This is a genomic window from Saccharospirillum sp., from assembly GCF_039982735.1.
GTDB lineage: Bacteria > Pseudomonadota > Gammaproteobacteria > Pseudomonadales > Natronospirillaceae > Saccharospirillum.
Window position 1 is genome coordinate 157,808 of the sequence record NZ_JBDWXV010000009.1, and the last position, 24,020, is coordinate 181,827.

General features: G+C 55.4%; 22 protein-coding genes. 13 read left to right on the forward strand and 9 right to left on the reverse strand.

The window, feature by feature from the left end; all coding sequences use genetic code 11:
• Positions 1–87: 87 nt before the first annotated feature.
• The 4 genes from ABJT94_RS06670 (at position 88) to ABJT94_RS06685 (ending at position 3,180) form a co-directional block, all read left to right on the forward strand.
• Positions 88–570 (forward strand): DUF4442 domain-containing protein, encoded by a 483-nt coding sequence (locus tag ABJT94_RS06670; RefSeq protein ID WP_348474639.1) that lies wholly within the window; start codon positions 88–90, stop codon positions 568–570.
• 83 nt (positions 571–653) lie between these two features.
• Positions 654–1,862 carry a cation:proton antiporter gene (locus ABJT94_RS06675; protein ID WP_348474640.1) on the forward strand — a complete coding sequence of 403 codons (1,209 nt, stop codon included), beginning with the start codon at positions 654–656 and terminating at the stop codon, positions 1,860–1,862.
• Between the two features lie 196 nt (positions 1,863–2,058).
• Positions 2,059–2,250: a hypothetical protein gene (locus ABJT94_RS06680; protein ID WP_348474641.1), complete on the forward strand. Its 192-nt coding sequence runs from the start codon at positions 2,059–2,061 to the stop codon at positions 2,248–2,250.
• 261 nt (positions 2,251–2,511) lie between these two features.
• Entirely contained in the window at positions 2,512–3,180 is a 669-nt protein-coding gene (locus ABJT94_RS06685; protein ID WP_348474642.1) for a dienelactone hydrolase family protein, read from the forward strand.
• On the opposite strand, the gene ABJT94_RS06690 is transcribed toward ABJT94_RS06685, so the two are convergent.
• Positions 3,177–4,841: an alpha-amylase family glycosyl hydrolase gene (locus tag ABJT94_RS06690; protein WP_348474643.1), complete on the reverse strand. Its 1,665-nt coding sequence runs from the start codon at positions 4,839–4,841 to the stop codon at positions 3,177–3,179. The two genes, ABJT94_RS06685 and ABJT94_RS06690, sit on opposite strands and share 4 nt — an antisense overlap.
• 129 nt (positions 4,842–4,970) lie before the next feature.
• Between ABJT94_RS06690 and ABJT94_RS06695 the strand changes: the two genes are divergently transcribed.
• Positions 4,971–6,194, forward strand: coding sequence for an MFS transporter (locus ABJT94_RS06695; protein WP_348474644.1), 1,224 nt, complete (start codon positions 4,971–4,973; stop codon positions 6,192–6,194).
• A gap of 73 nt (positions 6,195–6,267) precedes the next feature.
• The gene (locus tag ABJT94_RS06700) at positions 6,268–6,528 is read left to right on the forward strand and encodes a DUF3081 family protein (protein WP_348474645.1); all 261 of its coding nucleotides are present in this window, start codon (positions 6,268–6,270) and stop codon (positions 6,526–6,528) included.
• Positions 6,529–6,532: 4 nt separating this feature from the next.
• On the opposite strand, the gene ABJT94_RS06705 is transcribed toward ABJT94_RS06700, so the two are convergent.
• The gene (locus tag ABJT94_RS06705) at positions 6,533–7,438 is read right to left on the reverse strand and encodes an AraC family transcriptional regulator (RefSeq protein ID WP_348474646.1); all 906 of its coding nucleotides are present in this window, start codon (positions 7,436–7,438) and stop codon (positions 6,533–6,535) included.
• A gap of 139 nt (positions 7,439–7,577) precedes the next feature.
• Here ABJT94_RS06705 and ABJT94_RS06710 point away from each other — a divergent pair, with 139 nt between their 5' ends.
• From ABJT94_RS06710 to maiA, 4 genes are all read left to right on the forward strand, one after another.
• Positions 7,578–8,546 (forward strand): phytanoyl-CoA dioxygenase family protein, encoded by a 969-nt coding sequence (locus ABJT94_RS06710; RefSeq protein ID WP_348474647.1) that lies wholly within the window; start codon positions 7,578–7,580, stop codon positions 8,544–8,546.
• Between the two features lie 95 nt (positions 8,547–8,641).
• The gene (hmgA, locus tag ABJT94_RS06715) at positions 8,642–9,946 is read left to right on the forward strand and encodes a homogentisate 1,2-dioxygenase (RefSeq protein ID WP_348474648.1); all 1,305 of its coding nucleotides are present in this window, start codon (positions 8,642–8,644) and stop codon (positions 9,944–9,946) included.
• Between the two features lie 54 nt (positions 9,947–10,000).
• Positions 10,001–11,017 (forward strand): fumarylacetoacetate hydrolase family protein, encoded by a 1,017-nt coding sequence (locus ABJT94_RS06720; protein WP_348474649.1) that lies wholly within the window; start codon positions 10,001–10,003, stop codon positions 11,015–11,017.
• A gap of 44 nt (positions 11,018–11,061) precedes the next feature.
• Positions 11,062–11,706 carry a maleylacetoacetate isomerase gene (gene maiA / locus ABJT94_RS06725; RefSeq protein ID WP_348474650.1) on the forward strand — a complete coding sequence of 215 codons (645 nt, stop codon included), beginning with the start codon at positions 11,062–11,064 and terminating at the stop codon, positions 11,704–11,706.
• Here the strand turns inward: maiA and ABJT94_RS06730 are convergent.
• From ABJT94_RS06730 to ABJT94_RS06760, 7 genes are all read right to left on the reverse strand, one after another.
• Complete coding sequence (locus ABJT94_RS06730) at positions 11,703–13,076, reverse strand: FGGY family carbohydrate kinase (protein ID WP_348474651.1); 1,374 nt, start codon at positions 13,074–13,076, stop codon at positions 11,703–11,705. The genes maiA and ABJT94_RS06730 overlap by 4 nt on opposite strands.
• Positions 13,076–13,405, reverse strand: a complete 330-nt coding sequence (rhaM, locus tag ABJT94_RS06735) for an L-rhamnose mutarotase (RefSeq protein ID WP_348474652.1) — start codon at positions 13,403–13,405, stop codon at positions 13,076–13,078. Before rhaM ends, ABJT94_RS06730 begins: the two co-directional genes overlap by 1 nt.
• Complete coding sequence (locus ABJT94_RS06740; protein WP_348474653.1) at positions 13,402–14,394, reverse strand: ABC transporter permease; 993 nt, start codon at positions 14,392–14,394, stop codon at positions 13,402–13,404. The genes rhaM and ABJT94_RS06740 overlap by 4 nt, the downstream gene beginning before the upstream one ends.
• 22 nt (positions 14,395–14,416) lie before the next feature.
• Positions 14,417–15,445: an ABC transporter permease gene (locus tag ABJT94_RS06745; protein WP_348474654.1), complete on the reverse strand. Its 1,029-nt coding sequence runs from the start codon at positions 15,443–15,445 to the stop codon at positions 14,417–14,419.
• Positions 15,442–16,947 carry a sugar ABC transporter ATP-binding protein gene (locus tag ABJT94_RS06750; protein ID WP_348474655.1) on the reverse strand — a complete coding sequence of 502 codons (1,506 nt, stop codon included), beginning with the start codon at positions 16,945–16,947 and terminating at the stop codon, positions 15,442–15,444. Before ABJT94_RS06750 ends, ABJT94_RS06745 begins: the two co-directional genes overlap by 4 nt.
• Positions 16,948–17,079: 132 nt before the next feature.
• Positions 17,080–18,075 carry a rhamnose ABC transporter substrate-binding protein gene (gene rhaS, locus ABJT94_RS06755; protein ID WP_348474656.1) on the reverse strand — a complete coding sequence of 332 codons (996 nt, stop codon included), beginning with the start codon at positions 18,073–18,075 and terminating at the stop codon, positions 17,080–17,082.
• A gap of 49 nt (positions 18,076–18,124) precedes the next feature.
• Positions 18,125–18,955: a DeoR/GlpR family DNA-binding transcription regulator gene (locus ABJT94_RS06760; RefSeq protein WP_348474657.1), complete on the reverse strand. Its 831-nt coding sequence runs from the start codon at positions 18,953–18,955 to the stop codon at positions 18,125–18,127.
• A 209-nt stretch (positions 18,956–19,164) separates the two neighbouring features.
• Here ABJT94_RS06760 and ABJT94_RS06765 point away from each other — a divergent pair, with 209 nt between their 5' ends.
• From ABJT94_RS06765 to ABJT94_RS06775, 3 genes are all read left to right on the forward strand, one after another.
• The gene (locus ABJT94_RS06765) at positions 19,165–21,261 is read left to right on the forward strand and encodes a bifunctional rhamnulose-1-phosphate aldolase/short-chain dehydrogenase (RefSeq protein WP_348474658.1); all 2,097 of its coding nucleotides are present in this window, start codon (positions 19,165–19,167) and stop codon (positions 21,259–21,261) included.
• Positions 21,262–21,296: 35 nt separating this feature from the next.
• A complete protein-coding gene (rhaI, locus tag ABJT94_RS06770; RefSeq protein ID WP_348474659.1) occupies positions 21,297–22,589 on the forward strand; it encodes an L-rhamnose catabolism isomerase in 1,293 nt (430 codons plus the stop codon).
• Positions 22,590–22,777: 188 nt separating this feature from the next.
• Positions 22,778–23,992, forward strand: coding sequence for a phosphoribosyltransferase family protein (locus ABJT94_RS06775; RefSeq protein ID WP_348474660.1), 1,215 nt, complete (start codon positions 22,778–22,780; stop codon positions 23,990–23,992).
• Positions 23,993–24,020: the final 28 nt, after the last annotated feature.

The window sequence follows — 24,020 nt, forward strand, 5'->3', positions numbered from 1 at the left end:
CCGCTTCACAGATAAACGCAGGGTGCTATACCCACCCGTTCAGGTCAGTATACTCAGCCGCCAAACACCGACTGAGCGGCCTGTTTCATGCGCAACCTTTTCTTTCGCCATCCTTTCTTGTTTCGCTGGGTCATGAACCTCTGGCCACCCTTTCTCTTTACCGGGGTGAAAATCGTGACCATCAGTCCCGATTTCCGCTATGCCCGGGTTGACCTGAAGTGGCGCCCCTGGACCCGCAATATCAACAATACCCAATTCGGTGGCAGCCTGTATGCGATGACCGACCCCATCTATGCTTTGATGCTGTTCGGTTGCCTGGGCTGGGACCGCTACCTGATCTGGGATAAAAAGGCGGACATCGATTACATTGCTCCCGGCAAAGGGCGATTAACCGCCGAGTTTCATATTGAAGACGATCACCTGCATGCCATCAAAGCGGCAACAGCCAATGGTGAAAAACATTTCCCGGTCTTTACCGTCAACGTCCGCGACCAACAGGGTGATCTGGTCTGCCACGTGGCGCGCACGCTCTATGTACGACTGAGGCACCGCCATCGCCCCACATCTTAAACGGAGCCTACTGACCCAGATCAGCCTGACGTCCCTGACCAACCTGTTACACTGAGATCACACTCCCTGTCGTCAGTCGCGCCATGAATTCAGTGTCACTGCCAGAGCTCCCCTCAGCCTACTCACTGTTTCTGGTGGGCGTGCTGATGATATTCACCCTGCTGGTCCGGGGCGTTTTTATTCGACGTTTTATACCGCTGATGATTATCTACATTGGTCTCGGCACCTTACTGGGCTGGCTGAACACCAGGGTGCCACTGCTCGATTCGGGCAGCCGACACAGCCTTGGGTTATTGGCCGAAACGGGCCTGGTGTTGCTGGTGTTCAAGGTCGGCCTGGAGAGCGACCTGAACGGCCTTCTGAAGCAGCTGCCCAACGCGTCCTGGATCTGGCTGTGGAACGTCTTGTTCAGCGGCGCGCTCGGGTTCGCTGCAGCCTATTACCTCGCCAGCTTTTCACTCCTGGCCAGTATTTTCATTGGCGTGGCCCTCACCGCAACCAGCCTGGGGGTGACCGTCACTATCTGGCAGGATGCGAAACAGCTAACGACTGAACGTGGCAATTTGTTTGTCGATGTTGCCGAACTCGATGACATCAGCAGCATCGTGCTCATGGCCATTCTCGTGGCACTTGCCCCATTATTGGCCAATGGTCAGGGCATTGCGCTGACCAGTGTGGGGCTGACGCTGACCAAAGTGTTGGCCACCCTAACCCTGTTCATCACCGCCTGCTGGGTGTTTTCAGTCTTTATTGAAAAACGCCTCACTCAGTTTGTCGAACGCTATGAAACCCGCCATGAACCCATGGTACTGATGCTGTCGATCGGGTTTATCATTGCGGCACTGGCTGAAGTCAGTGGGCTGTCGCTGGCGGTGGGTGCCTTTCTCGCCGGGCTGGCGTTTAGCCGGGATACCGCCGCCGCCAAAGAACGCGTCGTGTTTAACGGCCTCTACGTCGTGTTTACCCCGTTTTTCTTCATTGGTCTGGGCCTGCACATTGACCTGACAGCTTTCTCCAGCGCGCTCTGGCCCGGCTTGATACTGCTCGCAGCGGCCATCGCAGGCAAGTTGCTGGGCTCCTGCCTGCCTGCCTATCGCCGACTGGGCGGCTATGGCGCCTTGCTGATCGGCGTCAGTATGATCCCCAGGGCAGAGATTGCCATGGTTATTATGCAGAAAGCATTGGAAGCAGGCGCTGAACCCCGGGCCTTTACCGCCATGATGGTGGTAACCGTCGGCACCGTGCTGCTGACCAGCCTGACCTTGCCCTGGTTGATGCGTCACGAAAAATAATGCCTGTCTCGCACAGCATTCGACCGACTGGGCCACTCGGCCATTGCCAATATAAAATACTTTTTCTAATTCATAGCCTTAAATTTGATCGTTTGTGACCAGGCGGTCAAGTTCTTATCATGCGCCGCAATTGAAGGGGGCACCCAACACCGGTCTCCCCTCCCACTTATTCCGGCTAAGCGCCCAGGAGCATGACATGACCAACTCGACCACTGAAACTGCAATCGTAACCGACCGTTTCGGCAACGTTGATGTTGCCTACTACGAGCGTGAAGCCATGCGCTTGCGCAACGAATACCTGCGTAAGCAGGCAGGCGACTTCTTCAAGTCCTTGCGCGCTGGTATCCAGAATATTCTGGGCTCGCGTGCCACGCCAAGCAACGCCTGAACACTCTCATTTCATGACGGCGTGGTGACCTGACAACCACCACGCTGGTGCAAGCTCTCCTCTTTGTCGTTGTTGTTGTGTTGTTATTTTGCACGGGCCGAGCGATCGTCCCGTGCTTTTTTTTGCCTGCCCCTTGCTCAGCGGTTCGCTGAAATGCAGTCCGGTTTCCTTCCTGAACGCTCAGTTTCACTGCTGAGTCTGCCCAGTTCAGATAAAGCTGGCTACACTGACGGCCACCCCAACTTCACCAGGAAATTGATCATGTCACACACTCAGGAACTGACCGCCAGCGACCAGCACCGTTTTACGGCCTACGTCGCGGAGCCAGACCATACCCCTCGAGGCGTCATTATTGTCTTGCAGGAGATTTTTGGGGTGAACCGTCACATCCGCTCTGTTTGCGACCGGTTGGCTAACGCAGGGTTTATTGCCGTGGCACCGGCGTTGTTTGATCGACTGGAACCCGGCTATGAAACAGGCTATGCCCCCGAAGACGTCGCACGCGGTCGAGCCTTGCTCGCCAATTTCAGTTTCGACACAGCCGCACTTGATGTCATCGCTGCGATCGACCATTTTAAAGCGCGCGGTCCGGTCTCCGTCATCGGTTTTTGCATGGGCGGTTCATTGGCCTACAAGGTTGCGACTCAACATTCCGGGCTCGCCGGTGCCGTCTGCTATTACGGCGGTCGCATTCCGGAATTCGCCGACACGTCGCCACTGTGCCCCACCATCCTTCACTTCGGCGAACAGGACGCGAGCATTCCCATGGCGAACGTCGACACCGTGCGCAGCAAGCAACCCAAATTGCCGGTCTATACCTACCCGGCAGGTCACGGGTTCAACTGCGACATTCGAGATTCCTATGAGCCGGTGTCAGCCAAGGTAGCCTGGGAACGCACCCTGAAACTGATCACCGAGGTGTCCTCTTAACCGGTCGTGTCGCTGACCAGCCAGACGAAGCCGAAGGCCGGCAACCCAATCGGCCCGATGACAGTCTGGTTCGATGCCAGGTCGGTCATCGGCTGGTCGATCTCAACCTCAACGGGCGTTGCCGAAAGATTGTGCACAATGACCAGCCGGTGACCGCTGGCCTCTCGTTCCAGGCTGTAAACCGCCGGGTTCGGGTTCGCTAGAAAACGGGCACTGCGATGAAAGCAGGCCGCAAACCGGCGACGCCATTCAATTAATTGCTGAATGCCGTGAAAAAGTTGATGTTCGACCGACCCGGGCTGGTTCAGAGCCGCGTCGACCTTGCTCCAGCTCATGTCACCCCGGTTCATAAAACGCGCGTCCTTAAAACCGGTGCGGGCACTGTTTTCCCGATAAAACGTCTCATCGTTGGCCATGCCGACTTCATCGCCGTAATACAAAATGGGCGAGCCTTCGGTCGCAAACAGCATGGCGTTCAGCAGCAGGGCTTGGGCCGGGTCTTCTTTCACCAGATAGAACAGCCGGCCGGCCAAACCTTCCCCTTCGCGAAAAGTACACTCCGGATCATGTAGATAGTAGCGGTTCATCTTTTCCCGAACCTCAGGCGAGACGAACTCCAGCGTCAGCTCGTCGTGGCAGCGCAGAAACGACATCCAGCAGGACTTCTCCGGTATGGCGGGCGTGACTGAAGGTGACAGCGCATCCTCAATGTAGCGCCGGTTGCCCTCGGCCAGCGCCATATAAAACTGCGGCATCAGGGGAAAATGATAGGCCGCCTGACATTCATCGTCGTTGCCGAAATAGCCGACGACATCCTTGGGTTTCATGTTTGCTTCAGCGATCAACAGCGTGCCCGGCTCGCAATAATCAAGCCCGGCTCGAATCAGTTTCAGTAGCGTATGCGTGGTGGGCAGGTCTTCACAGTTGGTGCCCTCCTCCTTCCAGATAAAGGGAATGGCATCCATGCGCAACCCATCGACGCCCTGAATTTTCCAGTACAGGAAATTCTCCATCATCGCGATCAGCACATCGGGGTTGCGATAGTTCAGATCGGGCTGAAACGAATAGAAGCGATGAAAATAATAGTCATTGGTTGCCTCGTTATACGACCAGTTGGAATTGACCATGCCTTTAAAAATCAGCCGCGCACCCTGGTAACGCTCGCGGTCGGGATGCCAGATGTAATAATCCCGATAGGGCGAATTCCGGTCGGTACGGGCGGCCTGAAACCAGGGATGCTGATCGGAACTGTGATTCACAGCCATGTCGAACAAGAGCCGAATGCCACGCTGGTGCGCGGCCTGAATAAAATCGGAAAAGGCCGCGTTGCCACCCAATTCCGCCCGAATGGTTTTGAAGTCACGAATATCAAAGCCCTGGTCACGCATCGGCGAATCCAGAATGGGCAGCAGCCACAGGGTATTGACACCCAGCGTCGCCAAATAGTCGAGTTGCTCGGTCAGGCCCTTAAAGTCACCGGCAAAGGCATCGACGTACAGTGAATAGACAATGGCGTTGCGGTACCAGTCCGGGTCCGGCGTGGTGGGCTGTTGCGCCAGCGATTGACGGCTGGTTTCCAGCAGCTTGGACAGTCGCGACAGCGCTTCAGGATGATCCCCGCCATAGATGTGGTGCCAAAGTGTTTCTATTGTGGAATCCATACAGTTGCTCGCTGTATCGTTTAATTGATGGCGCAAGCCTAGTGCCTAACCCCACAGTCAGCCAGTTAACGGGACATAGCCCTATGTTCCCGCTTTCATCCACTAACCTGTTAAAGTACCTCGTTTACCATGACCTTAACTTCCAGGCTTTTCGTCATTATGTCGCAGTGTCGCTTTCCTTCTGAGTTTGTCGTGATCATCGCCGGTGTCTCCGCAGCGCTTCACCTTGGGAAATTGCCGCCGGCGATTACGGCTCTTGAATCAGCGCTTGGCATCACATTGCTGCAAGCGGGTTTTATGTTGTCGCTGGTGCAATTGGCGGGCATGACGGTAGGATTACTGGTGGGTATGGCAGCCGATACGGTCGGTCTGCGGCGCAGCATGATAGCCGGGCTGGTTATCCTGGCACTGGCCAGTTTTCTTGGCGCTGAAGCGACGTCGGTGTCGGCGTTGCTCACCTTGCGTGCGCTCGAAGGGGTTGGCTTCTTGCTGGTCGTATTGCCTGCCCCGGGACTGATTCGGCGTCAGGTGCCGGTCGAGAAACTGAGCCCGCGACTCGGCCTTTGGGGCTGCTATATGGGGTTCGGTACCAGCCTGGCGTTATTAACCGCACCCTGGGTAATCGACGCAGCCAGCTGGCAAGGCTGGTGGCGAGTGCTGGCGCTGGTATCGATGCTGATGCTGGTTTGGGTGTGGTACGCAGTGCCCGCCGACCAACCGCATTCGACCTCAGCCAATACCACTTCGCCATCGGCTCCCTGGTGGCAACGCCCGGCCGATACACTGGCGGCGCCGGGCCCCTGGCTGATCGCCATCATCTTCGCCATGTATTCCAGCCAGTGGCTCTCGGTCATCGGGTTTTTGCCATCCATCTATCGGCAGGCCGGTTTCAGCGCCCTGTTGATCGGGCCGCTTACGGCTCTGGTGGCGCTGATTAACGTTCTGGGTAACCTGGCCTCCGGCTACCTGTTGCATCGCGGCATCCAGGCCCGGCAGTTGTTGTACACCGGTTTTGGTGTGATGAGCCTTGGCACTCTGCTCGCCTTTTCCAGTTTGACCGACACGGCGCCTATGGTTCGCTACAGTGCTGTTTTGCTGTTCTCCATGGTCGGCGGTGTGATTCCCGGCGTTCTGTTTTCACTTGCCGTTAGGCTGGCACCCAGTGAGGATACGGTCTCGACCACCGTCGGCTGGATGCAGCAATGGTCATCTCTGGGTCAGTTTGCTGGCCCGCCTCTGGTTGCGCTGGTCGCCAGTCGCAGCGAAGGCTGGGAATCGACCTGGGTAGTCACCGGTGGTTTGTCGCTTGTCGCTGCAATGGTGATCAGCCGCTTGCCCCGATTTTCAGGTTGAGGCCTACGCTGTTGGGAAGCCAAGGCCAATTACACTAGACTCAGACTGAACTCACCCTTCACAGGCTGATCGAATGTCTGAAAAAATCGAAGCCGGTAACGCCTTGCGTGCCTTCCAGACCGTGATCGATAACGGCACAAAAACCGATAAGGGCTATGAGCTTGATGGCCTCACCGCCGATACTGGTTTTGATGGTTATACTGTCTCACTGAGTGACGGTGCAGTGACGTTAACGCTGATGTTTCACCAGACGTTTTCAGTCGACAGCCCAAATTCCCGCGCGACTGACAACTTTATCAAACGCCTCGATTCCGTGCTCGATAAATACCAGTAAACCTTCACGAGTTGTCCACCGAACCTGCCAGCATCGAGGGCCTGCCATGAACCACCGCCTGCTGAAACTTCCGGCGGAACTGGCGCGGTGTTACGCCTTTGTATTGCTTGAACAGCCGGTTGAAATTGGACAGATTGGCGAAACCGCTCTGCTCAGCCACCAGACTGACCGGTCGCTCGGTCCGAATCAGATCAGCACAGGCATGTCCCAGGCGAATGTGGGTTAAATACTGGTGCAAGCTCTGGTTCATTTGCCGGCGAAACACCCGGTTCATTGTACTGACGCTCATATGATGGTTTCGCGCCAGATCGGGCACACGCAACGGTTCGCGAAAATCGCGGTGCAAACTATCCAGTATCGGGCTCAGTTCCCGCTGCGCGGGTTCGGCCAGCGTCTCGCCATGAAACCGAGCGGACGCCAGCGTACGCGGGGCTTCTTCCTGAAGGGCGATAAGAATATCGAGCAATAACGTCAGGCGACGAGCCGCACTGGCCCCAGGTAATTGCTCAAACAGCGGTTCCAGGTCACTGGCCAGCTTATGCGACCAGGCAAGCCCCCGTCGCGACCTGTCCAGCCAGGGGGCGAGTGACGCGAATTCCGGAAATTGCCGGGCCAGGCCATCGACCCAGGCCTGGTGAAACCAGAGCACATAGACCCGATGCGGGCCTGCTTGCCCGGGTGTCTGGCTGGCCCAGCTGTGTGGCAAATTGGGGCCAAGTAACACCAGGTCACCGCTCTGGTAGGCTTCGATATGATCACCAATATAACGCTCCCCCTGGCTGTTCACCGTCAGCGTCAGCTCGTACTCCGGGTGGTAATGCCATTCAAACGGCAAGGTATCGAGCTCACGCAGAAAGAACCGCCAGGAGGCATCGTCCGGGTGCTGAATGCGTTCGAATTGGGCTTTCATGCACCTGCCTCCTTAATTGCACTATCTATTCGATAATGCCATCCAAATTGAGCGAATTGTATTGGTTTATGCTCAAAAGTCACCGCCCAGCCCCCTGTCATGGCGCTAGGATGTGTCCATGGACTCACAGGAGAACCCCATGACCACGATAAAAAACCGCTACGGCTTTGGTGACCAGCAACCCGGCAACAACAGCGTTGGCAATCAGGAACACCCGCCGCTTGCCAGTCTCGTTAAACAGAAACCATTGCGTGTGCTCAGCGAGGCTGACTGGGCTCACTGGCAGCGTTATGGCTACGTCGTCATCCGCCAGGCGATCGCACCTGAACAGGTAACCGCCACCGCCGACTTTCTCTGGGAATTTCAGGAAATGTCGCCCCGGGACCCAGGCAGCTGGTACGCACCCCAGCGGCGTGACCATGCCATGGTAGAACTGAACAACAGCGGTATGGTGGAGGCCTACAACCACCCGCTGTTGTGGGCGAACCGCCAGACACCTCGGGTGTACAACGCCTTCGTCGATATCTGGGACCGCGAAGACCTCTGGGTCACCATCGACCGGGCCAATCTGAACCCGCCCAACCGCTCTGGCCGGGCCTTTTCGGGTTTCATTCACTGGGATGCCAACACCACACTCGATCCATTGCCAGTCAACGTTCAGGGGGTGCTGGCGCTGAGCGACACCACGCCGGAAACCGGTGGTTTCCAGTGTGTGCCCCAGCTATTCGAACACTTTGAAGAATGGCGAGGCCAGGCCCCAGCCGACCGGGACCCGTTCTCGCCCGGACAGGATTGCGGCTACCCTACTGAATTCGTGCCGATGAAAGCCGGAGACCTGCTGATTTTCAACAGCCTGCTCGCCCACGGCATTCGCCCGAACCAATCGGATGCCGCGCGCCTGGCACAGTACATCGCCATGGTGCCCGCCGAGGAAAACAACACCGAAGTGTGCGACTGGCGCATAACGTCATGGCGCGACCGCCTTCCCCCTCAGGGTTATGCCTTCCCCGGCGACCCACGAGGCTGGGAGCAGACGCGTTACCCGAGAGCCGAGTTGTCGGAGCTCGGGCGCAAACTGCTGGGGCTGGATTCCTGGCAGTCGTCATAGCGGCACCCAGGCAGTTAGTTGCAAATGAAACCAACCGGCGCTACCCTTGGCGTATATAGTTTCATTTGCAACCATAATATTCAGAGGGCCTGATCATGACGGCTTCACTCGACTACCAAAGCGGCTTTCGCAACCAGTTCTCAACCGAAGCCTTGCCGGGTGCACTGCCCATCGGTCAGAACTCGCCCCAGCGCTGCCCCTATGGTCTGTACGCCGAACAGTTTTCCGGTTCGGCCTTTACCGCGCCGCGCCACCAAAACCTGCGAACCTGGATGTATCGGATTCGGCCATCGGTGCTGCAATCGGCCTATCGGCCACTGCCAGGTCACAAGGTTGAGACCGCCCCACTGGCCGGTGTGGCTGACCCGAACCAAATGCGCTGGGATCCGTTACCCATTCCGACCGAACCGACCGATTTTATCGACGGTTTGTTCACCGTGGCGGTCAATGGTGATGCCGGTACCCAAACCGGTTGCGGTGTTCACCTCTATGCCGCTAACATCGATATGACCCAGCGGTTTTTCTACAATGCCGACGGTGAACTGTTGATCGTGCCGCAACTGGGTACCCTGATACTGCGCACGGAGCTGGGCGTACTGGAAGTCGCCAGCGGCGAGATCGCGGTAATACCGCGCGGTATCAAATTCCAGGTTCGTCTGGGTGAGGGGTGTGAGGCCATTCGTGGCTATGTCTGCGAAAACTACGGCAGCCCTCTGGAATTACCAGGGCTCGGGCCCATTGGCGCCAACGGCCTGGCCAACCCGAGAGACTTTTTAGCGCCGGTGGCGGCCTATGAAGACCAAACCGGTAACTTTGAGCTGGTTGCTAAATTCTCCGGCCACCTCTGGGTCGCAGACCTGGGCCATTCGCCACTGGATGTCGTTGCCTGGCATGGCAATGTTACGCCCTACAAATACGACCTGGCCCGGTTCAACACCATAAACACCGTCAGTTTCGACCACCCTGACCCGTCTATCTTTACCGTGTTGACCTCCGCTTCCGACACCCCAGGCATGGCTAACATCGATTTCGTGATCTTCCCGCCGCGCTGGATGGTCGCCGAGAACACCTTTCGCCCGCCCTATTTTCACCGCAATCTGATGAGTGAATTCATGGGGCTGATTCACGGCGAATACGACGCCAAAGCCGAAGGCTTCGTGCCTGGCGGTGCCAGCCTGCACAACTGCATGTCGCCGCACGGGCCAGATGCCGACACCTTTGCCAAAGCCAGCGCTGCCGAATTAACGCCCCAGTACCAGGGCAACACCCTGGCATTTATGTTTGAGAGCCGCTACGTTTTTCAAGCGACCGAAGCGGCCCTGACTACCAAACACCGTCAGCAAGATTACGTGCACGTCTGGTCGACGCTGACCGCTCAATTCGACCCCGGCAAACGCTGACAGGAAGCCACTCTCAGGCAGACCACGCTTTTCGACTTACAGGATTGAACCATTATGAAACTCGCCACTTTGAACACCGGCCGCGACGGCACCCTAGTTCTGGTCTCACGGGACCTGACCCAGGCCGCGCCAGCCACCGACATTGCCAGCACCCTGCAACAGGCCATCGAGAACTGGGCAGCGGTTGCCCCCAAGCTGGAAGAACGCTACGCCGCTCTGAACGCAGGCACGGCCAAAGACGCCTTCGCACTGGATATGAGCGCCCTGCACTCACCCTTACCGCGCACCTACCATTGGGCCGATGGCTCTGCCTATCTGAACCACGTCAAGCTGGTGCGCCAGGCGCGCAATGCCGAGATGCCGGAGACCTTCTGGACCGACCCGCTGATGTACCAGGGCGGTGGCGATTGCTTTTTATCACCCACCGAAGACATCGAAGCGATCAGTGAAGAGCATGGCATTGATTTCGAAGGCGAAATTGCAGTCATTACTGACGACGTGCCAATGGCTGTCACGCCCGAACAGGCCGCCAGCCACATCAAACTGGTCATGCTGGTCAACGACGTCAGCCTGCGTGGGCTGATTCCCGGTGAACTGGCCAAGGGCTTTGGCTTTTTTCAGGCCAAACCCGCCTCCAGCTTTTCCCCGATTTGCGTCACACCCGATGAACTCGGCGACGCCTGGAAAGACGGACGCTTACATCGGCCATTAACGGTTCACCTCAATGGTGAAAAGTTCGGCGAACCCGATGCCGGTCCGGACATGATTTTTGGCTTTCCCGAGCTGATTGCCCATGCGGCAAAAACCCGGTACCTGGGCGCTGGTGCCGTTATTGGTTCCGGCACCGTCTCCAACCCCGATGCCAACGGCGGCCCCGGCAAGCCAATCGGTGACGGCGGCGTCGGCTACAGTTGCCTGGCCGAGTTACGCATGGTCGAGACCATTCTGCACGGCGCTGCCAAAACACCATTTATGCGCTTTGGCGACCGGGTTCGTATCGAAATGTTCGATACCAATGGCCAGAGCATCTTCGGTGCCATCGACCAGCAAGTTACGCAATATCAGGCGTAAAATAATCGACTACACTGCCCAGGCTATAGGATGAGGCGCTCCCCATGCTCACATTACACAGTTACTTCCGGTCTTCAGCGGCTTTCCGGGTGCGCATTGCCCTGAACCTGAAAGGGCTCGATTACGACCAGATCCCGGTCAATCTACTCAAAGGCGAGCATCGACTGGAGGCCCACCGGCGCCGCAACCCTCAGGGGCTGGTACCGGTACTGGAAACCGAGCAAGGCAGTGCCCTCACCCAATCAATGGCCATCTGCGAGTACCTCGAAGAGCGGTACCCGGAACCACCGCTGTTACCGGAAAGCCTGGAAGCGCGCGCCCGGGTTCGCTCGCTGGCCCTGTTGGTCGCTTGCGAAATGCACCCGCTGAACAATGTATCGGTACTGGGCTACCTAACCGATCAGTTGGGCGTTGATGAAGCCACCAAACTCGCCTGGTATCAGCATTGGGTCGCCAAAGGCTTTACCGCGTTTGAAGCCCGCCTGACTCAAGAGGCAGCGACCGGCACCTTTTGCCATGGCGACAAGCCGACGCTGGCCGATGTGTTTCTGGTTCCCCAGGTGTTCAACGCCGAACGGTTCAACTGCGACCTGAGCGCCTACCCCACCCTGGTCCGGACTGCGGATCGTTGCCGGGAACTGCCCGAGATTGAGAAAGCGGCACCTGCTGCACAAGCGGACGCCGTTTAGACCGACGGCAACAACTGCACCCAATGATCCCGATAGGCCAGCAACTCGGTTACCCGATCAGGCGAACCGGGTTGCTTCTCGTAGGTCATGTCCCAGTGCGCTTCGGGGTTAGACAACATAGCGGTACCCATTGTCGTGCCAGTTGCGTCTGTACTTTTCAATACCGCCTGATGTGGACGTAAGGTACTCAACGCAGTCAAAAAGCAGTCGCTCGCTGCGAAGGCCCCTTCTACAATGATATCACCCCGTTGTTGCAGCCGTTCCAGACAATAGTCAGTCATCAGAGCAACGTAGAGAGTTGCCAAGGCTGTTTTCTGGGTTTCATTTAATCGTTGTACCGGACCGGTAAATCGACCCTGTTGGTTCTGAAAAGGTCCACCCTGATCCACAAAGGAGGGGATGGCATATACTTGCAATTGCAGTACGTCGACAACGTCTTGCCAGCTGCACTCGGGAGAGCCTCGCAGGGTTTCCCATTCACGCCCGCCCATGAAACGAATGCACGGAACCGGGTCGCCAAACGCGTTCACGTTAGCCAGCATGTCGGCGTTTTGATCAAGCGAATTCAGCGGCGCACCGACTCCGGCGATCACTGCCCAGGTACCACTTGAAACCACACCAAACGGTGCGTCCAACTTTAGCAAATGCGGTACCAGTGAGGCGTTGCTGTCGTGTATGCCGTTATACACAACACAGTCAGGATCAAGACCCAATTCGCTTGCCAGTTCAGGCAACAGACTTCCGAGCCCGGAACCCGTTGCGACCAGGGGTGGAAACAGAGAACGCCACCTCTGGCTGTCAACCAGACTTGAGAAATCAGACCGTGCAGGATTCCATAAATCAGTATGGCACCCCAACGAAGTTACTTCAGAGGCCGCAACGCCGGACAATCGCCAGCCCCAATATTGGGGGTAAGTCAGCACCCGGGTTACTTGCGAAAAGGTTTCCCTGTGAGTGTTTTCCAGCCAGTAAAGCTGAGCACCCAGGTTCAATCCCGCAGGCAACCCCGGGCTTCGAGTTTCCGCAAAATCGGGACGAACCTTGTGGTAGGTATCCGCTGTGCTGTCGATACCCGGATGCTCGTAGTCGAGTACCGGCAAGACGAGTTCATCACCGGCAAGACAGGCTGCTGTGGCTCCGTGAGTGGTAATGCCGATCGAGCGGATTGCCCAGCTTTTGCCCAGCTCCACCAGCCCCTCACACAACCAACGCCAGCAACGGTTAACATCGGCATGTGGGTATAGCCCGTCGTAACAAACATCATTTGTGGTGCGTAAACTGGCAACAATAGCGCCCGTCGCGAGGTCCAGTGCACACAATTTCAAGTTGGTTTTACCGATATCAAACACAACGGTTACGGTAACCGACATCAGTGCTCACCCGTTGAGTTAAACCGGAATACTTCGGTCAGTGGATGCTGCAATGGCTCATTGGACCCTGCCTGAGTTTCCATAATATCCGCCATATAATCCCACCAGCGCTGCATAACAGGGTGACGACTGACCTGCTCCGGATCGAAGGTATCGGGCGCATCAAACACCGCAAACAGCTGCCGTGACCCGGGATCCAAAAAAATTGAATAGTTGGTTATTCCGACGCTTTTCAGGTGCTCGGCAAGCTCGGGCCACAGCTCATCATGCCGACGCCGGTACTCTGCTTCACAACCTGGAAACACCGTCATAATCGACGCAATTCTCATACCGAGCGGCCTTTTCTTTCACGCAGTTTGGCCAGTACGGCGGGAATACTGATCACGGTAATTAGCATAGCACCAATGATGACGGTCATGACGATGCCCGGCACATTGATCAGCCCCAAGCCAAAGGTCACCAGACCCATCAGAAAAACCGCAATGACAACGCCCAGAATACTGCCGGAGCCACCCAGAATACTGACGCCGCCCAGTACCACCATGGTCACGATCTGCAACTCCCAGGCGAAGGCAATGCCCGGGCGGGTGCTGCCTAATCGGGAAGTCAGAAAAATAGCGGCCAGACCCGACATCGCTCCAACCAGAGTGAACAGCACTACCTTATGTTTGTTGACTTTAATGCCCGAATACAGCGCCCCGGTTGGGTTATTACCGATGGCATACGTTCGCCGTCCGAAATTGGTGTGATGCAACAACACGTAAAACACCAGAGCCAATATCAGAAACACCGTGAATTCGAATGAAATCACCCAGGCAATATAACCCTGCCCAAAAAAGGCGAACTCGGACGGGTAGTCACTCATCACGGTATCGCCAAGAATGACATAGGTAATCCCGCGAAATAGACTCATGGTACCGATGGTCACAACAATCGAAGGAATGTTGAACCAGGTGACAATGAACCCGTTAAATAACCCACAGCCGATTCCAACCAGGATACCAACGGCACATATGACTTCGATGCTGAGCCCGGCCTGAGCAGCCAAACCCATGCACACCGAAGACAAGGCGATGGTCGAGGCGACAGAAAGATCAATTTCCCGGCAAATAATCAGCATGGCCATGGGTAAGGCGATTATCGCCTTTTCCGAGAAATTGAACGTCATGTCAGACAAACTCCAGGGATCGAGAAAGTACGGAGATATCTGTGTGTTCGCAAAAAAAACGAGCGCTGTAACCAGCAATAAAAAGGTTTCCCAGCGAAAGACAAAACGCTTGAATGGTGTCGAGAGCGTATTCGGTATTGTACGAGTCATTACCTGTTCCATAACAGCCCCTTCAGCTCTTCGCCACAGCCGTGGCAGTAGTGGGGTTAACATCGGCGGCACCGGTAACAGCCCGACGCAAGATAATACGACCAGGTGCTCTTTCGGCTTTGGCGTTGGCAATAACCGCAATGATAATAACCGCGCCTGAAATCGCCATTTGCCAGAATGGGGAGACACCAATAACCGGCAGTGCGTTGTTGATAACACCCAGAAACAGTGCACCCAACACGCAACCCAGAATCGTGCCCAGACCGCCCATGATACTGACACCGCCAATAACGCAGGCAGCAACCACCTGCAACTCAAAACCACTGGCGACATCGACGTAGGCCACAGCATAGCGCGATACCCAAAGGTAGCCGCACAGCCCGGCCAGCATGCCCGAGATAACAAATGCCTTGAATTGAACCTGCCCGACATTAATGCCGGTATAGAAGGCTGCGGTCGGGTTACCACCGGCGGTATAAAAGTCACGGCCAAAGCGCAAATGCCGGGTGACGAAAAACAGAAGCACCACCACACCCAGTGCGATCCAGCTCATAACGGGCAACCCCATCAGCGTGTTACGGGGGAAATCAATAAAGCTCGCGCTCATCTGATGCGCATTAACCCAGGCACCGTCCGACAACAGAAACACCATCCCCCGGTAGATGCTCATGGTTCCCAGCGTTACGACAATAGCAGGCACACCGACTTTCCAGACAAAAAAGCCATTGATCGCACCCAGAACCGCGCCCATGGCCATGGCCAAAATGATCAGCAACGGGATGGGTACGCCCGGCATGGCCGAGTTGATCATCGCGACCACCATACCCGTGAGGGCCAGATTGGCCGCCACCGATAGATCGATGCAACGGGTCAGAATAACCAGCATTTGCCCTATCGCCAGAATCATCAGCATGGAGGTATCATTAAAGGCTCCGAGCAAACTCTTCGCCAACAGGAAGTCGGGAGTGATGACACCAACGGCGCCAATCAATATCACGATCACCAGTGCCAGCATTGACTCGCGGTGTTTGAGCAGTCCGTTAATGGTCATGCAGCGATACCTCCTGTGGCGAGCCCGACAATTCGCTCGGCACTGGCGTCTCTACGATCCAGTTCGCCAACGATCAAACCTTCATGCATGACGATGATCCGATCCGCCATACCCATCACTTCAGGCAATTCCGACGACACCATAATCACCGCCAGCCCTTCCTGAACCAGTTCTGACATGAAGCGATGAACGGCTGCTTTGGAACCAATGTCGATGCCTTTGGTCGGCTCATCCATCACAATAACTTTGGGTTGCGTGGCCAACCACTTACCGATAACCACCTTTTGTTGATTCCCCCCGGAAAGATTATTAACCGGCTGACTCCAGCTGGATGCCTTAACCTGAAGCCGGTCACCGTAGGCACGGGCCAACTCATACTCACCGGCCTCTCGCAGAAAGCCCAGAGGGTTAAGCTTGTTCAGCTGTGGCAGACTGATGTTCTGGTAAATGGGCAGATCGACAATGGCCCCCTGCTGCTGACGTTCCTCGGGCACATACACCAAGCCAGCGGCAATGGCATCCGCCGGTGACTTGATCTGAACGCTTTGACCCATGATCTGCACATCACCACTGGCGGCTTTGGACAAACCATATAGCGCCTGCATGATCTCGGTCCGGCCAGACCCAACCAAACCATAAAAGCCGAGTATCTCTCCGGCCCTAACGGTAAAATTGATATCGGCAAATTCCGTGGGGTGATTAAAGTCCCGCACGCTCAACACCGGTTCACCAATGGCCGCTTCCACTTTGGGGAAAGGTTCCGTCATGCTGCGGGCAACCATCATTTCAACCAGCGTTTCTTCATTCACGCCGCTGATCAACCCTTCACCCACAAACGCGCCATCCCGATACACGACATAGCGATCGGCAATGGCAAATATTTCATCGAACTTATGGGTAATGAACATGATCGCCTTACCCGCGGCCTTGAGTCGATTGACAATGGCGTACAGCTCCTGAATTTCATGGTGCGATAACGCCGCGGTTGGCTCGTCCAGAATCACCACTCGCGCATCACAAGACAGCGCTCTAGCAATGGCTACCATGTGTTTTTGACCAATACTCAGCCCCCGCAACAGTGCATCCGGATCCAGTGGTGCTTCGATCTCGAGCAAAATTTCACGGGTGCGTGCTTGCATGGCAGACCAATCCAGGCGCTTCAAAGGCCCTTTGGTCAGGTAGTTACCGGCAAAGATATTCTCGGTAACCGACAGATCATCAAACAATACCGTTTCCTGATGGATTGCGGTGATACCCAATTGACGGGCGTCTTCAGGATTGCTGACGACGATAGGCGCACCTTGAAAATAAATACTGCCTTCATCCGGTTGATAAATCCCGGTCATGGTCTTGACCAGCGTGGACTTACCCGCACCGTTCTCACCAATGAGCGCGGTCACTTCACCCGGATAGAGATCCAGTTTCACACGATCGAGCGCTTTAACGCCGGGGAAGGTCTTGGTGACATCGCGCAGCGAAAATACAGCGTCATGTTGTTCCATAAGTCGTATCTTTATCGTTGTTTATGACTGATGTACGGCAAGGTACTTGCAGCCGGAAGGTGTTCCGGCTGTATTGGTCGGGGGTTTGCCTGAACGGGCAGCACCCCAGGAGTGACGAGCAGTGCCAGCCAATCAGAAGATTGACGCGAACTCGTCGACGTTAGAGGCGTCATAGATGAACGGATCAGACATGGCTGCGCTGCCGCCTGCATCCAGTTCAGCAACACCCATTCGACCCATTGGCACCTGCTGATCATTGCTATTCCCTTTGACCAGATTATAGGCAATCATCGTAGCTGAATAGCCAAGGTCAATCGGGTTCCAGATGGCGAAGTTGTGAATCGCACCACTGGCAACATGACCGGCCAGCTCAGACGGTAAACCCAGGCCTGTGACGTAGACCTCACCAACACGCCCCTGATCGCTAACAGCTTGAGCGGCAGCCAGAATACCAACCGTCGTAGGGGCAACAATCACGTCCAGATCTGGGTGGTTACGTAACAGTGCAACGGCTTCACGATAGCTCTTGTCAGCCATATCGTCGCCGTACACAGTGTCGACCAGCTCCAGTTGAGAGAACTCTGGCAAGGCCTTTTCCATTTCATCGATCCAGATGTTCTGATTGGTCGAGGTTGGTGTGGCGCTCAGAATAGCCATCTGACCACTGGATACACCCTTCTGCTCAAGTGCATCTGCCGCCAGGCTGACATTCATTCGGCCGATCAGTTCGTTGCTCGATGGGTTGAGGTGCACCAGGCGGCCCTCTTCAGCAACACCGGAGTCCCATGAAATCACTTTGATGCCACGCTGTTGAGCGCGTTTCAAAATCGGCACCAGTGCCTGGGTGTCGTTAGCAGAGACCGCGATGGCGTCAACACGCTGTGCGATCAGCGAGGTAATGACCTCAATTTGTCCTTCCGCGGTGGTGGACGTTGGTCCGGTATAGATGACTTCAACATCGCCCAGCTCTGCAGCCGCTTCCTGTGCACCCTCATTGGCGGCTTCAAAGAAACCAATACCCAGGGCTTTGACCACCAGCGCTATGCGCACGTTGTCTTCGGCGTAAGCCGGAGCCAGAAAAACCATAGACATTACAACAGCCAGGGCTGAAAACAATTTCTTACTCATGTCATTCTCCATTGTTTTTATTGTTACCCTGCTGCGGCCAGGCGGCGTGCTAGTCAGGGTGAACGGACGTTTCGGTCGTGCTGTTTTCGTTCGTGTTATTTGCGTTTTTGGTACTGACAATCGTTAACTGACAACCTGCATCTTCAATCATCTTCCGGCTTTTCGGATCGATACCATCGTCAGTTATGACGATATCCACCCGGGACAGCGGACACACAATCAGATTGCTGCGGCTTTGAAATTTGCTGCTATCAACCAACAACACCCGCTGATCGGCCTGATCCATCAATTTCATAACCGCTTGCACAATCTGCGGGTCTGCCTCCATCACCCCCTGAGGACCGACTCCCTGAGCACCGATAAACAGCATCGATGCGTAAAACCGGCTCGAAACATCATTCGGAAACGGACTCAAAATAATGTTCTGTTCCCGGTAAACACTGCCTCCCGGCAACGTCACCGAGCACTTGCTGCGCTTTACCAGCTGCTCGGCCATCACAAACGAATTAGTCAGCACGTGCAGCTTGCGAGTGCGCATGAACTCAGCCATGAAGTAGGTTGTCGTGCCACCACTGATGGTCACCGACATGCCGTCTTCCAGCAGTTCCACAGCGGCTCGGGCAACTTCCCGCTTGGCCTTCGCATTAATCGTCTGATTAACCGAGTAAGGCCTGCCAACCAACCCCATATTGCTCGGTGGGTGCAATGCTTCCGCGCCCCCCCGGACCTTTTTCAGCTTCCTTTGCTGATGCAGTTCATTGATGTCTCTTCTGACAGTGGCCTCGGATGCCCCCAGCAATTCCACCAAATACCCCAGAGTGGCGATGGGTTTCTCTTCCACCTCGGCCAGAATGATTCTATGCCGCTCAACTTCATGCATTTCCAATCCTCACTCGTCACTATATTTCATTTTCAATCATTATCAAGCTATAAATGACACTTAATGATCGGTATTGACATTTTAGGGGCTTGAATCAATACTTTGTTCCAATATCAATCATCCCAACCCGCTGATTGCACCATTTTAAACTATATTGACCGATTATGCGGTCTTGCCAATCATCACCGGCAAGCCAGGAGACACAATACATGACCACTAACACAGCACTTATCCCGGATTTGTGGGACGAAGCGCACGCCAGCACCTTATCAGAGGCTGAAAAGCTTCAATATCGATCAAATTTGCTCGGCTCTGACATGCGCGTCACCAACTATGGGGGTGGCAACACCTCTGCCAAGATTCAGGAAAAAGACCCCTTAACCGGTAAAGAAACTACCGTCCTGTGGGTGAAAGGCTCTGGAGGCGATATCGGCAGTATGGGCCTGAACGGCTTTTCAACGCTGTATCTGGATAAACTGAACGCACTGAAGGATCTGTACCGTGGTAAAGAGTACGAAGATGAAATGGTCGGCTACTTACCGCATTGCAACTTTAACCTGAACACTCGTGCCGCCAGTATTGATACGCCACTGCACGCCTATGTTCCCTTTACCCACGTCGATCACCTGCACCCCGATGCAGTGATTGCCATCGCTGCGTCCAAAAACAGCCAGGAACTGACCGAAACCATTTATGGCCAGGACATCGGTTGGCTGCCCTGGCTGCGCCCTGGCTTTCAACTGGGCCTGGAACTGGAAAAAATTGCTCGCGCCAAACCGCACTTGAAAGGCGTCATTCTTGAAGCTCACGGCTTGTTCACCTGGGGAAAAACAGCCCGGGAGTGCTACCTCACCTCACTGGAAATGATCAACAAGGCACAGGCCTGGCTGGACGAGCAATTGAAAGACAAACCCGCTTTTTCGGGGGCTCTGTTTAAAAGCCTGGATGACGCCAAGCGCCGTGAGGTGGCCAGCCAGTTAATGCCTTCAATTCGGGGTAAAACCAGCAAAGTGCAGCGCCAGATCGGCCACTTCAACGATTCAGCTGAAGTGCTGGAGTTCGTGAACTCCAAAGACCTCAAGTCGCTGGCCGAGATGGGCACCTCCTGCCCGGACCACTTTCTGCGCACCAAAATCAAGCCGCTGGTCGTCGACTATGATCCGACCCAAGACAACCTTGATGAAGTTCTGGCTGGTCTCGACGACCAACTGGCCGCTTACAACCGGGATTACGCCGCTTACTACGACCGGTGCAAGCGCTCGAACAGCCCGGCCATGCGGGACTCCAACCCGGTCATCTACCTGGTGCCGGGTGTCGGTATGCTCTCGTTTGCCAAAGACAAAGCGACCGCCCGCATCGCCGGTGAGTTTTACGTTAACGCCATCAACGTCATGCGCGGTGCGTCGGGAGTCAGCGAATACATGGGCTTGCCGGAACAGGAAGCCTTTGACATTGAATACTGGTTGCTTGAAGAAGCGAAGCTGCAGCGCATGCCCAAACCCAAGTCACTGGCTGGGCGCATCGCGGCTGTCACCGGCGGTGCCGGCGGCATCGGACAAGCTACCGCGGCACGACTGATTCAGGAGGGCGCCTGTGTGGTCTTGCTCGATATTGATCAGGACAGCCTCGACAAAACCGCAGCAGAGTTTTCAGAAGCCTTTGGCAAAGACAGTATCACGGCCTTACGCATGGATGTGACGCGCGAAGAGGACGTGGTCGCCGGACTGAAGCACGCCAGTGTGGCTTTTGGTGGTGTCGACATTCTGGTGTCTAACGCCGGCATTGCCTCCTCAGCGCCACTGGAAGAAACGTCGCTGGAACTGTGGAATCGCAACCAGGACATTCTCTCAACCGGGTATTTCCTGGTGACCCGGGAAACCTTCAAGGTTCTGAAGCAGCAAGACATGGGCGGCAATGTGGTGTTTGTATCCAGCAAAAACGGCCTGGTCGCTTCCGCTAACGCCAGTGCTTATTGCACAGCAAAAGCGGCTGAAATCCAGCTTGCCCGATGTGTTGCACTGGAAGGCGCTCAGCATGGTATTCGGGCCAATGTGGTCAACCCGGACGCCGTGTTGCGAGGCTCCAAAATCTGGACCGGAAAATGGAAAGAAGAGCGTGCCGATGCCTACAACCTGTCAACGGATGATCTGGAAGATCACTACCGCCAACGCAGCTTGTTAAAGCTGAGCGTTTTGCCGGAAGACATTGCCGAAGCCATCTACTTTTTCGTCTCGGATGCCTCGGCAAAATCCACCGGAAACATATTGAACGTTGATGCGGGCCATGCCCCGTCGTTCACTCGCTAAGCCACATCATCAACGAATTGTTAACAGGTGCCACCATGACAACAATGATAAAAAACGAACGCATTGCAGAAGACAACGAACGGCAGTCAGCCGATTTGAACCGGGATTTTGAGGCATTGGGTGAGAAGCTCAACCGCCGCAATATCGACATTCGGGCCCTGACAGAAACCGCAAGTCAGCTAACAGTTGCGCTGCCCTCCTGGGGCGTGGGCACAGGCGGAACCCGGTTCGCCCGCTTCCCCGGTCCCGGTGAGCCGCGCAACATCTTCGAAAAACTGGATGACTGTTCCGTCATTCATCAACTGGGGCGCGTTACGCCCAAGGTCTCTCTGCACATCCCCTGGGACCGGCCCAAAGACCCGGCTGAACTGCGCGGCTACGCCGAAGCCCGGGGCCTGGGCTTTGATGCGATGAACTCGAACACCTTTCAGGATCAGAAGGGCCAAGAAAAATCTTATAAATACGGCAGTCTGACGCACTCGCATGCCGAAGTCCGGTCCATGGCCGTCGAGCACAACATCAATGTGATCGAACTGGGCAAACAACTGGGGTCCGATGCACTGACCGTCTGGGTAGGCGATGGATCCAACTTCCCCGGCCAGCAAAATTTCCGCGACGCCTTTGCCCGCTATCTTGAGAGCGCCCGAACCATCTACAACGCCTTGCCCGGCGACTGGAACATGCTGCTGGAACACAAGATGTTCGAGCCCGCTTTCTACTCCACCGTCATACAGGACTGGGGCAGCAGCTACCTGGCAGCTAAAGAGACGGGTGACCGTTGCCTGTGCCTGGTCGATCTGGGCCACCACGCACCCAACGTCAACATTGAGATGATCGTCAGCCGCCTGGCACAGTTTGGCAAGCTCGGTGGTTTCCATTTCAACGACAGCAAATACGGCGACGACGACCTCGACAGCGGCTCCATCGACCCGTATCAGCTGTTTCTGGTGTTCAACGAACTGGTCGACGTCAAACAACGGGACAGCAGCTTTGCACCCTTCTATATGCTCGACCAGTCCCACAACGTCACCGACCCCATCGAAAGCCTGATGTACAGTGCCGCCGAAGTTCAGCGCGCATACGTCAAAGCACTACTGGTCGACCGGGTCAAGCTGAGCGAATACCAGCAAAACAACGACCCCTTGATGGCACAAGCGACCTTGAAGACCGCTTACAACCAAGACGTTGAGCCGATTTTGCAGATGGCCCGGCACCAGAACGGCGGCGCCATTGACCCGGTCGGAACGTACCGCAACAGCGGCTATCGGAATGAATGCGCCAAACAGCGACCGGTTGATCCGAACCAAAGTGGGTCTGGCATCGTGTAACCAGCAACAGCACCGGCCGCGCAAGGAAGCGCGGGCCGCTACGAAGTATTGTTACAATGTATCCTCTAGTGCGTGCAGCATCTAACTCCGGTCAATGTCACCTTAACCCTGCTTTGCCCCTACCGAAATCCCGCCTCCCATATTACACTGGCGCCCCTCTGCCCAGCCGCTCAAAAACAGGACTCGTCATGACTTTTTCGACTGAACAGTCAAGAAATGTCGTTGTTGTCAGCAACGTCGCCGATAACCCCTTCGCCATCGACATTGCCTACGCCGTCGGACAACTGGAAGACATCGCTGACAAGATCAGCATGAAACAGTTCATGAACTCCGAATTCTGCCCACGGTTTATTTCCGATGAACAGGATATGGACAACATTGGCCATACGCTGGATGGCAAGATTGTGGTCATCGTCAGCACCAGCAGCCACCTGAAGAGCCGACAGGAATTGGCCATGGCGAATCTGATCATCGCCCGGGCCGCCAAGGAAAACGGCGCCAAACAAGTCGTACTGGTTGAACCAGACTTGTTTTACAGCGCTCAGGACAGAGGGCCAAGAAAAGATCTGGGTGAAACCCACTTCGAACGCGACATCAAAGACATCAAGAAATTCGACGGCCAGCCCTTCACCGCAAAACTCTACGCACAGCTACTGAAACTCTCCGGGGTCGATTCCGTACTCACCGTTCACAATCACTCCAGCTCTGTTCAGAAAATCTTTTCCAATGTGTTTGAAGGTGACTTTCACAACCTGATCCCCTATGAAATTTACGCACACTATCTGTTGAATTCCGACATTCTGAATTATGGCGACAGAGGCGAAGGCCTGGTGTTGTGTGCACCCGACAAAGGCGCGCGCGATTTCGTAAAAGAAATGTTCGACACTCTGGGCCTGAGCAAAGCCAAGTTCATCATGCTCGATAAAGAACGAACCGATGAACGTAAAGTCGAAATCACCCTGCACAAAGAAAGCGAACACACCTTCGACGGACTTGAAGAAGCCAGCGTCATATTGTTCGACGACATGGTGCGCACCGGGTCGACCGTGGTTAAATCCTGCCAGTTCCTGAAACAGATCAACCCGAAACGCCTGGTATTTGCAGTTTCACACTTTTACGCCAGCGATGAAGGCCGTGAACGCATGGCCCACCCGGCCATCGACGAAATTCTTACCCTGAACACCCTGCCCACTATTCTGAACCGCGACGAACAGGGCCGGCTGCGCAAAAAGCTGGTGGTGTTGAAAATCGAAAAATGGCTGGCGCAGGAATTGTGTCGCATTGTTGGTTTTCCGCAAGCGGAAGAGCTCAACCCCTACAAGATCGACATGTCATCAAAAAACCCGCGATTCAAGCGAAAAATCTGGTACAGCGATGAATTGAAAGCGCTTCATCAGCAGTAGGCTTATATAACCCAGACCCGATTACTAC

What these genes read in the sequence shown, in the direction of transcription:
- ABJT94_RS06775 (WP_348474660.1), top strand. Translation starts at nt 22,778, where the DNA reads ATGACTTTTTCGACTGAACAGTCAAGAAATGTCGTTGTTGTCAGCAAC.
- ABJT94_RS06670 (WP_348474639.1), top strand. Translation starts at nt 88, where the DNA reads ATGCGCAACCTTTTCTTTCGCCATCCTTTCTTGTTTCGCTGGGTCATG.
- ABJT94_RS06765 (WP_348474658.1), top strand. Translation starts at nt 19,165, where the DNA reads ATGACCACTAACACAGCACTTATCCCGGATTTGTGGGACGAAGCGCAC.
- ABJT94_RS06720 (WP_348474649.1), top strand. Translation starts at nt 10,001, where the DNA reads ATGAAACTCGCCACTTTGAACACCGGCCGCGACGGCACCCTAGTTCTG.
- ABJT94_RS06685 (WP_348474642.1), top strand. Translation starts at nt 2,512, where the DNA reads ATGTCACACACTCAGGAACTGACCGCCAGCGACCAGCACCGTTTTACG.
- ABJT94_RS06750 (WP_348474655.1), bottom strand. Translation starts at nt 16,947, where the DNA reads ATGGAACAACATGACGCTGTATTTTCGCTGCGCGATGTCACCAAGACC.
- ABJT94_RS06680 (WP_348474641.1), top strand. Translation starts at nt 2,059, where the DNA reads ATGACCAACTCGACCACTGAAACTGCAATCGTAACCGACCGTTTCGGC.
- ABJT94_RS06690 (WP_348474643.1), bottom strand. Translation starts at nt 4,841, where the DNA reads ATGGATTCCACAATAGAAACACTTTGGCACCACATCTATGGCGGGGAT.
- ABJT94_RS06700 (WP_348474645.1), top strand. Translation starts at nt 6,268, where the DNA reads ATGTCTGAAAAAATCGAAGCCGGTAACGCCTTGCGTGCCTTCCAGACC.
- ABJT94_RS06710 (WP_348474647.1), top strand. Translation starts at nt 7,578, where the DNA reads ATGACCACGATAAAAAACCGCTACGGCTTTGGTGACCAGCAACCCGGC.
- hmgA (WP_348474648.1), top strand. Translation starts at nt 8,642, where the DNA reads ATGACGGCTTCACTCGACTACCAAAGCGGCTTTCGCAACCAGTTCTCA.
- ABJT94_RS06745 (WP_348474654.1), bottom strand. Translation starts at nt 15,445, where the DNA reads ATGACCATTAACGGACTGCTCAAACACCGCGAGTCAATGCTGGCACTG.
- ABJT94_RS06705 (WP_348474646.1), bottom strand. Translation starts at nt 7,438, where the DNA reads ATGAAAGCCCAATTCGAACGCATTCAGCACCCGGACGATGCCTCCTGG.
- ABJT94_RS06675 (WP_348474640.1), top strand. Translation starts at nt 654, where the DNA reads ATGAATTCAGTGTCACTGCCAGAGCTCCCCTCAGCCTACTCACTGTTT.
- rhaI (WP_348474659.1), top strand. Translation starts at nt 21,297, where the DNA reads ATGACAACAATGATAAAAAACGAACGCATTGCAGAAGACAACGAACGG.
- ABJT94_RS06760 (WP_348474657.1), bottom strand. Translation starts at nt 18,955, where the DNA reads ATGCATGAAGTTGAGCGGCATAGAATCATTCTGGCCGAGGTGGAAGAG.
- ABJT94_RS06730 (WP_348474651.1), bottom strand. Translation starts at nt 13,076, where the DNA reads ATGTCGGTTACCGTAACCGTTGTGTTTGATATCGGTAAAACCAACTTG.
- rhaS (WP_348474656.1), bottom strand. Translation starts at nt 18,075, where the DNA reads ATGAGTAAGAAATTGTTTTCAGCCCTGGCTGTTGTAATGTCTATGGTT.
- ABJT94_RS06740 (WP_348474653.1), bottom strand. Translation starts at nt 14,394, where the DNA reads ATGACTCGTACAATACCGAATACGCTCTCGACACCATTCAAGCGTTTT.
- ABJT94_RS06695 (WP_348474644.1), top strand. Translation starts at nt 4,971, where the DNA reads ATGACCTTAACTTCCAGGCTTTTCGTCATTATGTCGCAGTGTCGCTTT.
- maiA (WP_348474650.1), top strand. Translation starts at nt 11,062, where the DNA reads ATGCTCACATTACACAGTTACTTCCGGTCTTCAGCGGCTTTCCGGGTG.
- rhaM (WP_348474652.1), bottom strand. Translation starts at nt 13,405, where the DNA reads ATGAGAATTGCGTCGATTATGACGGTGTTTCCAGGTTGTGAAGCAGAG.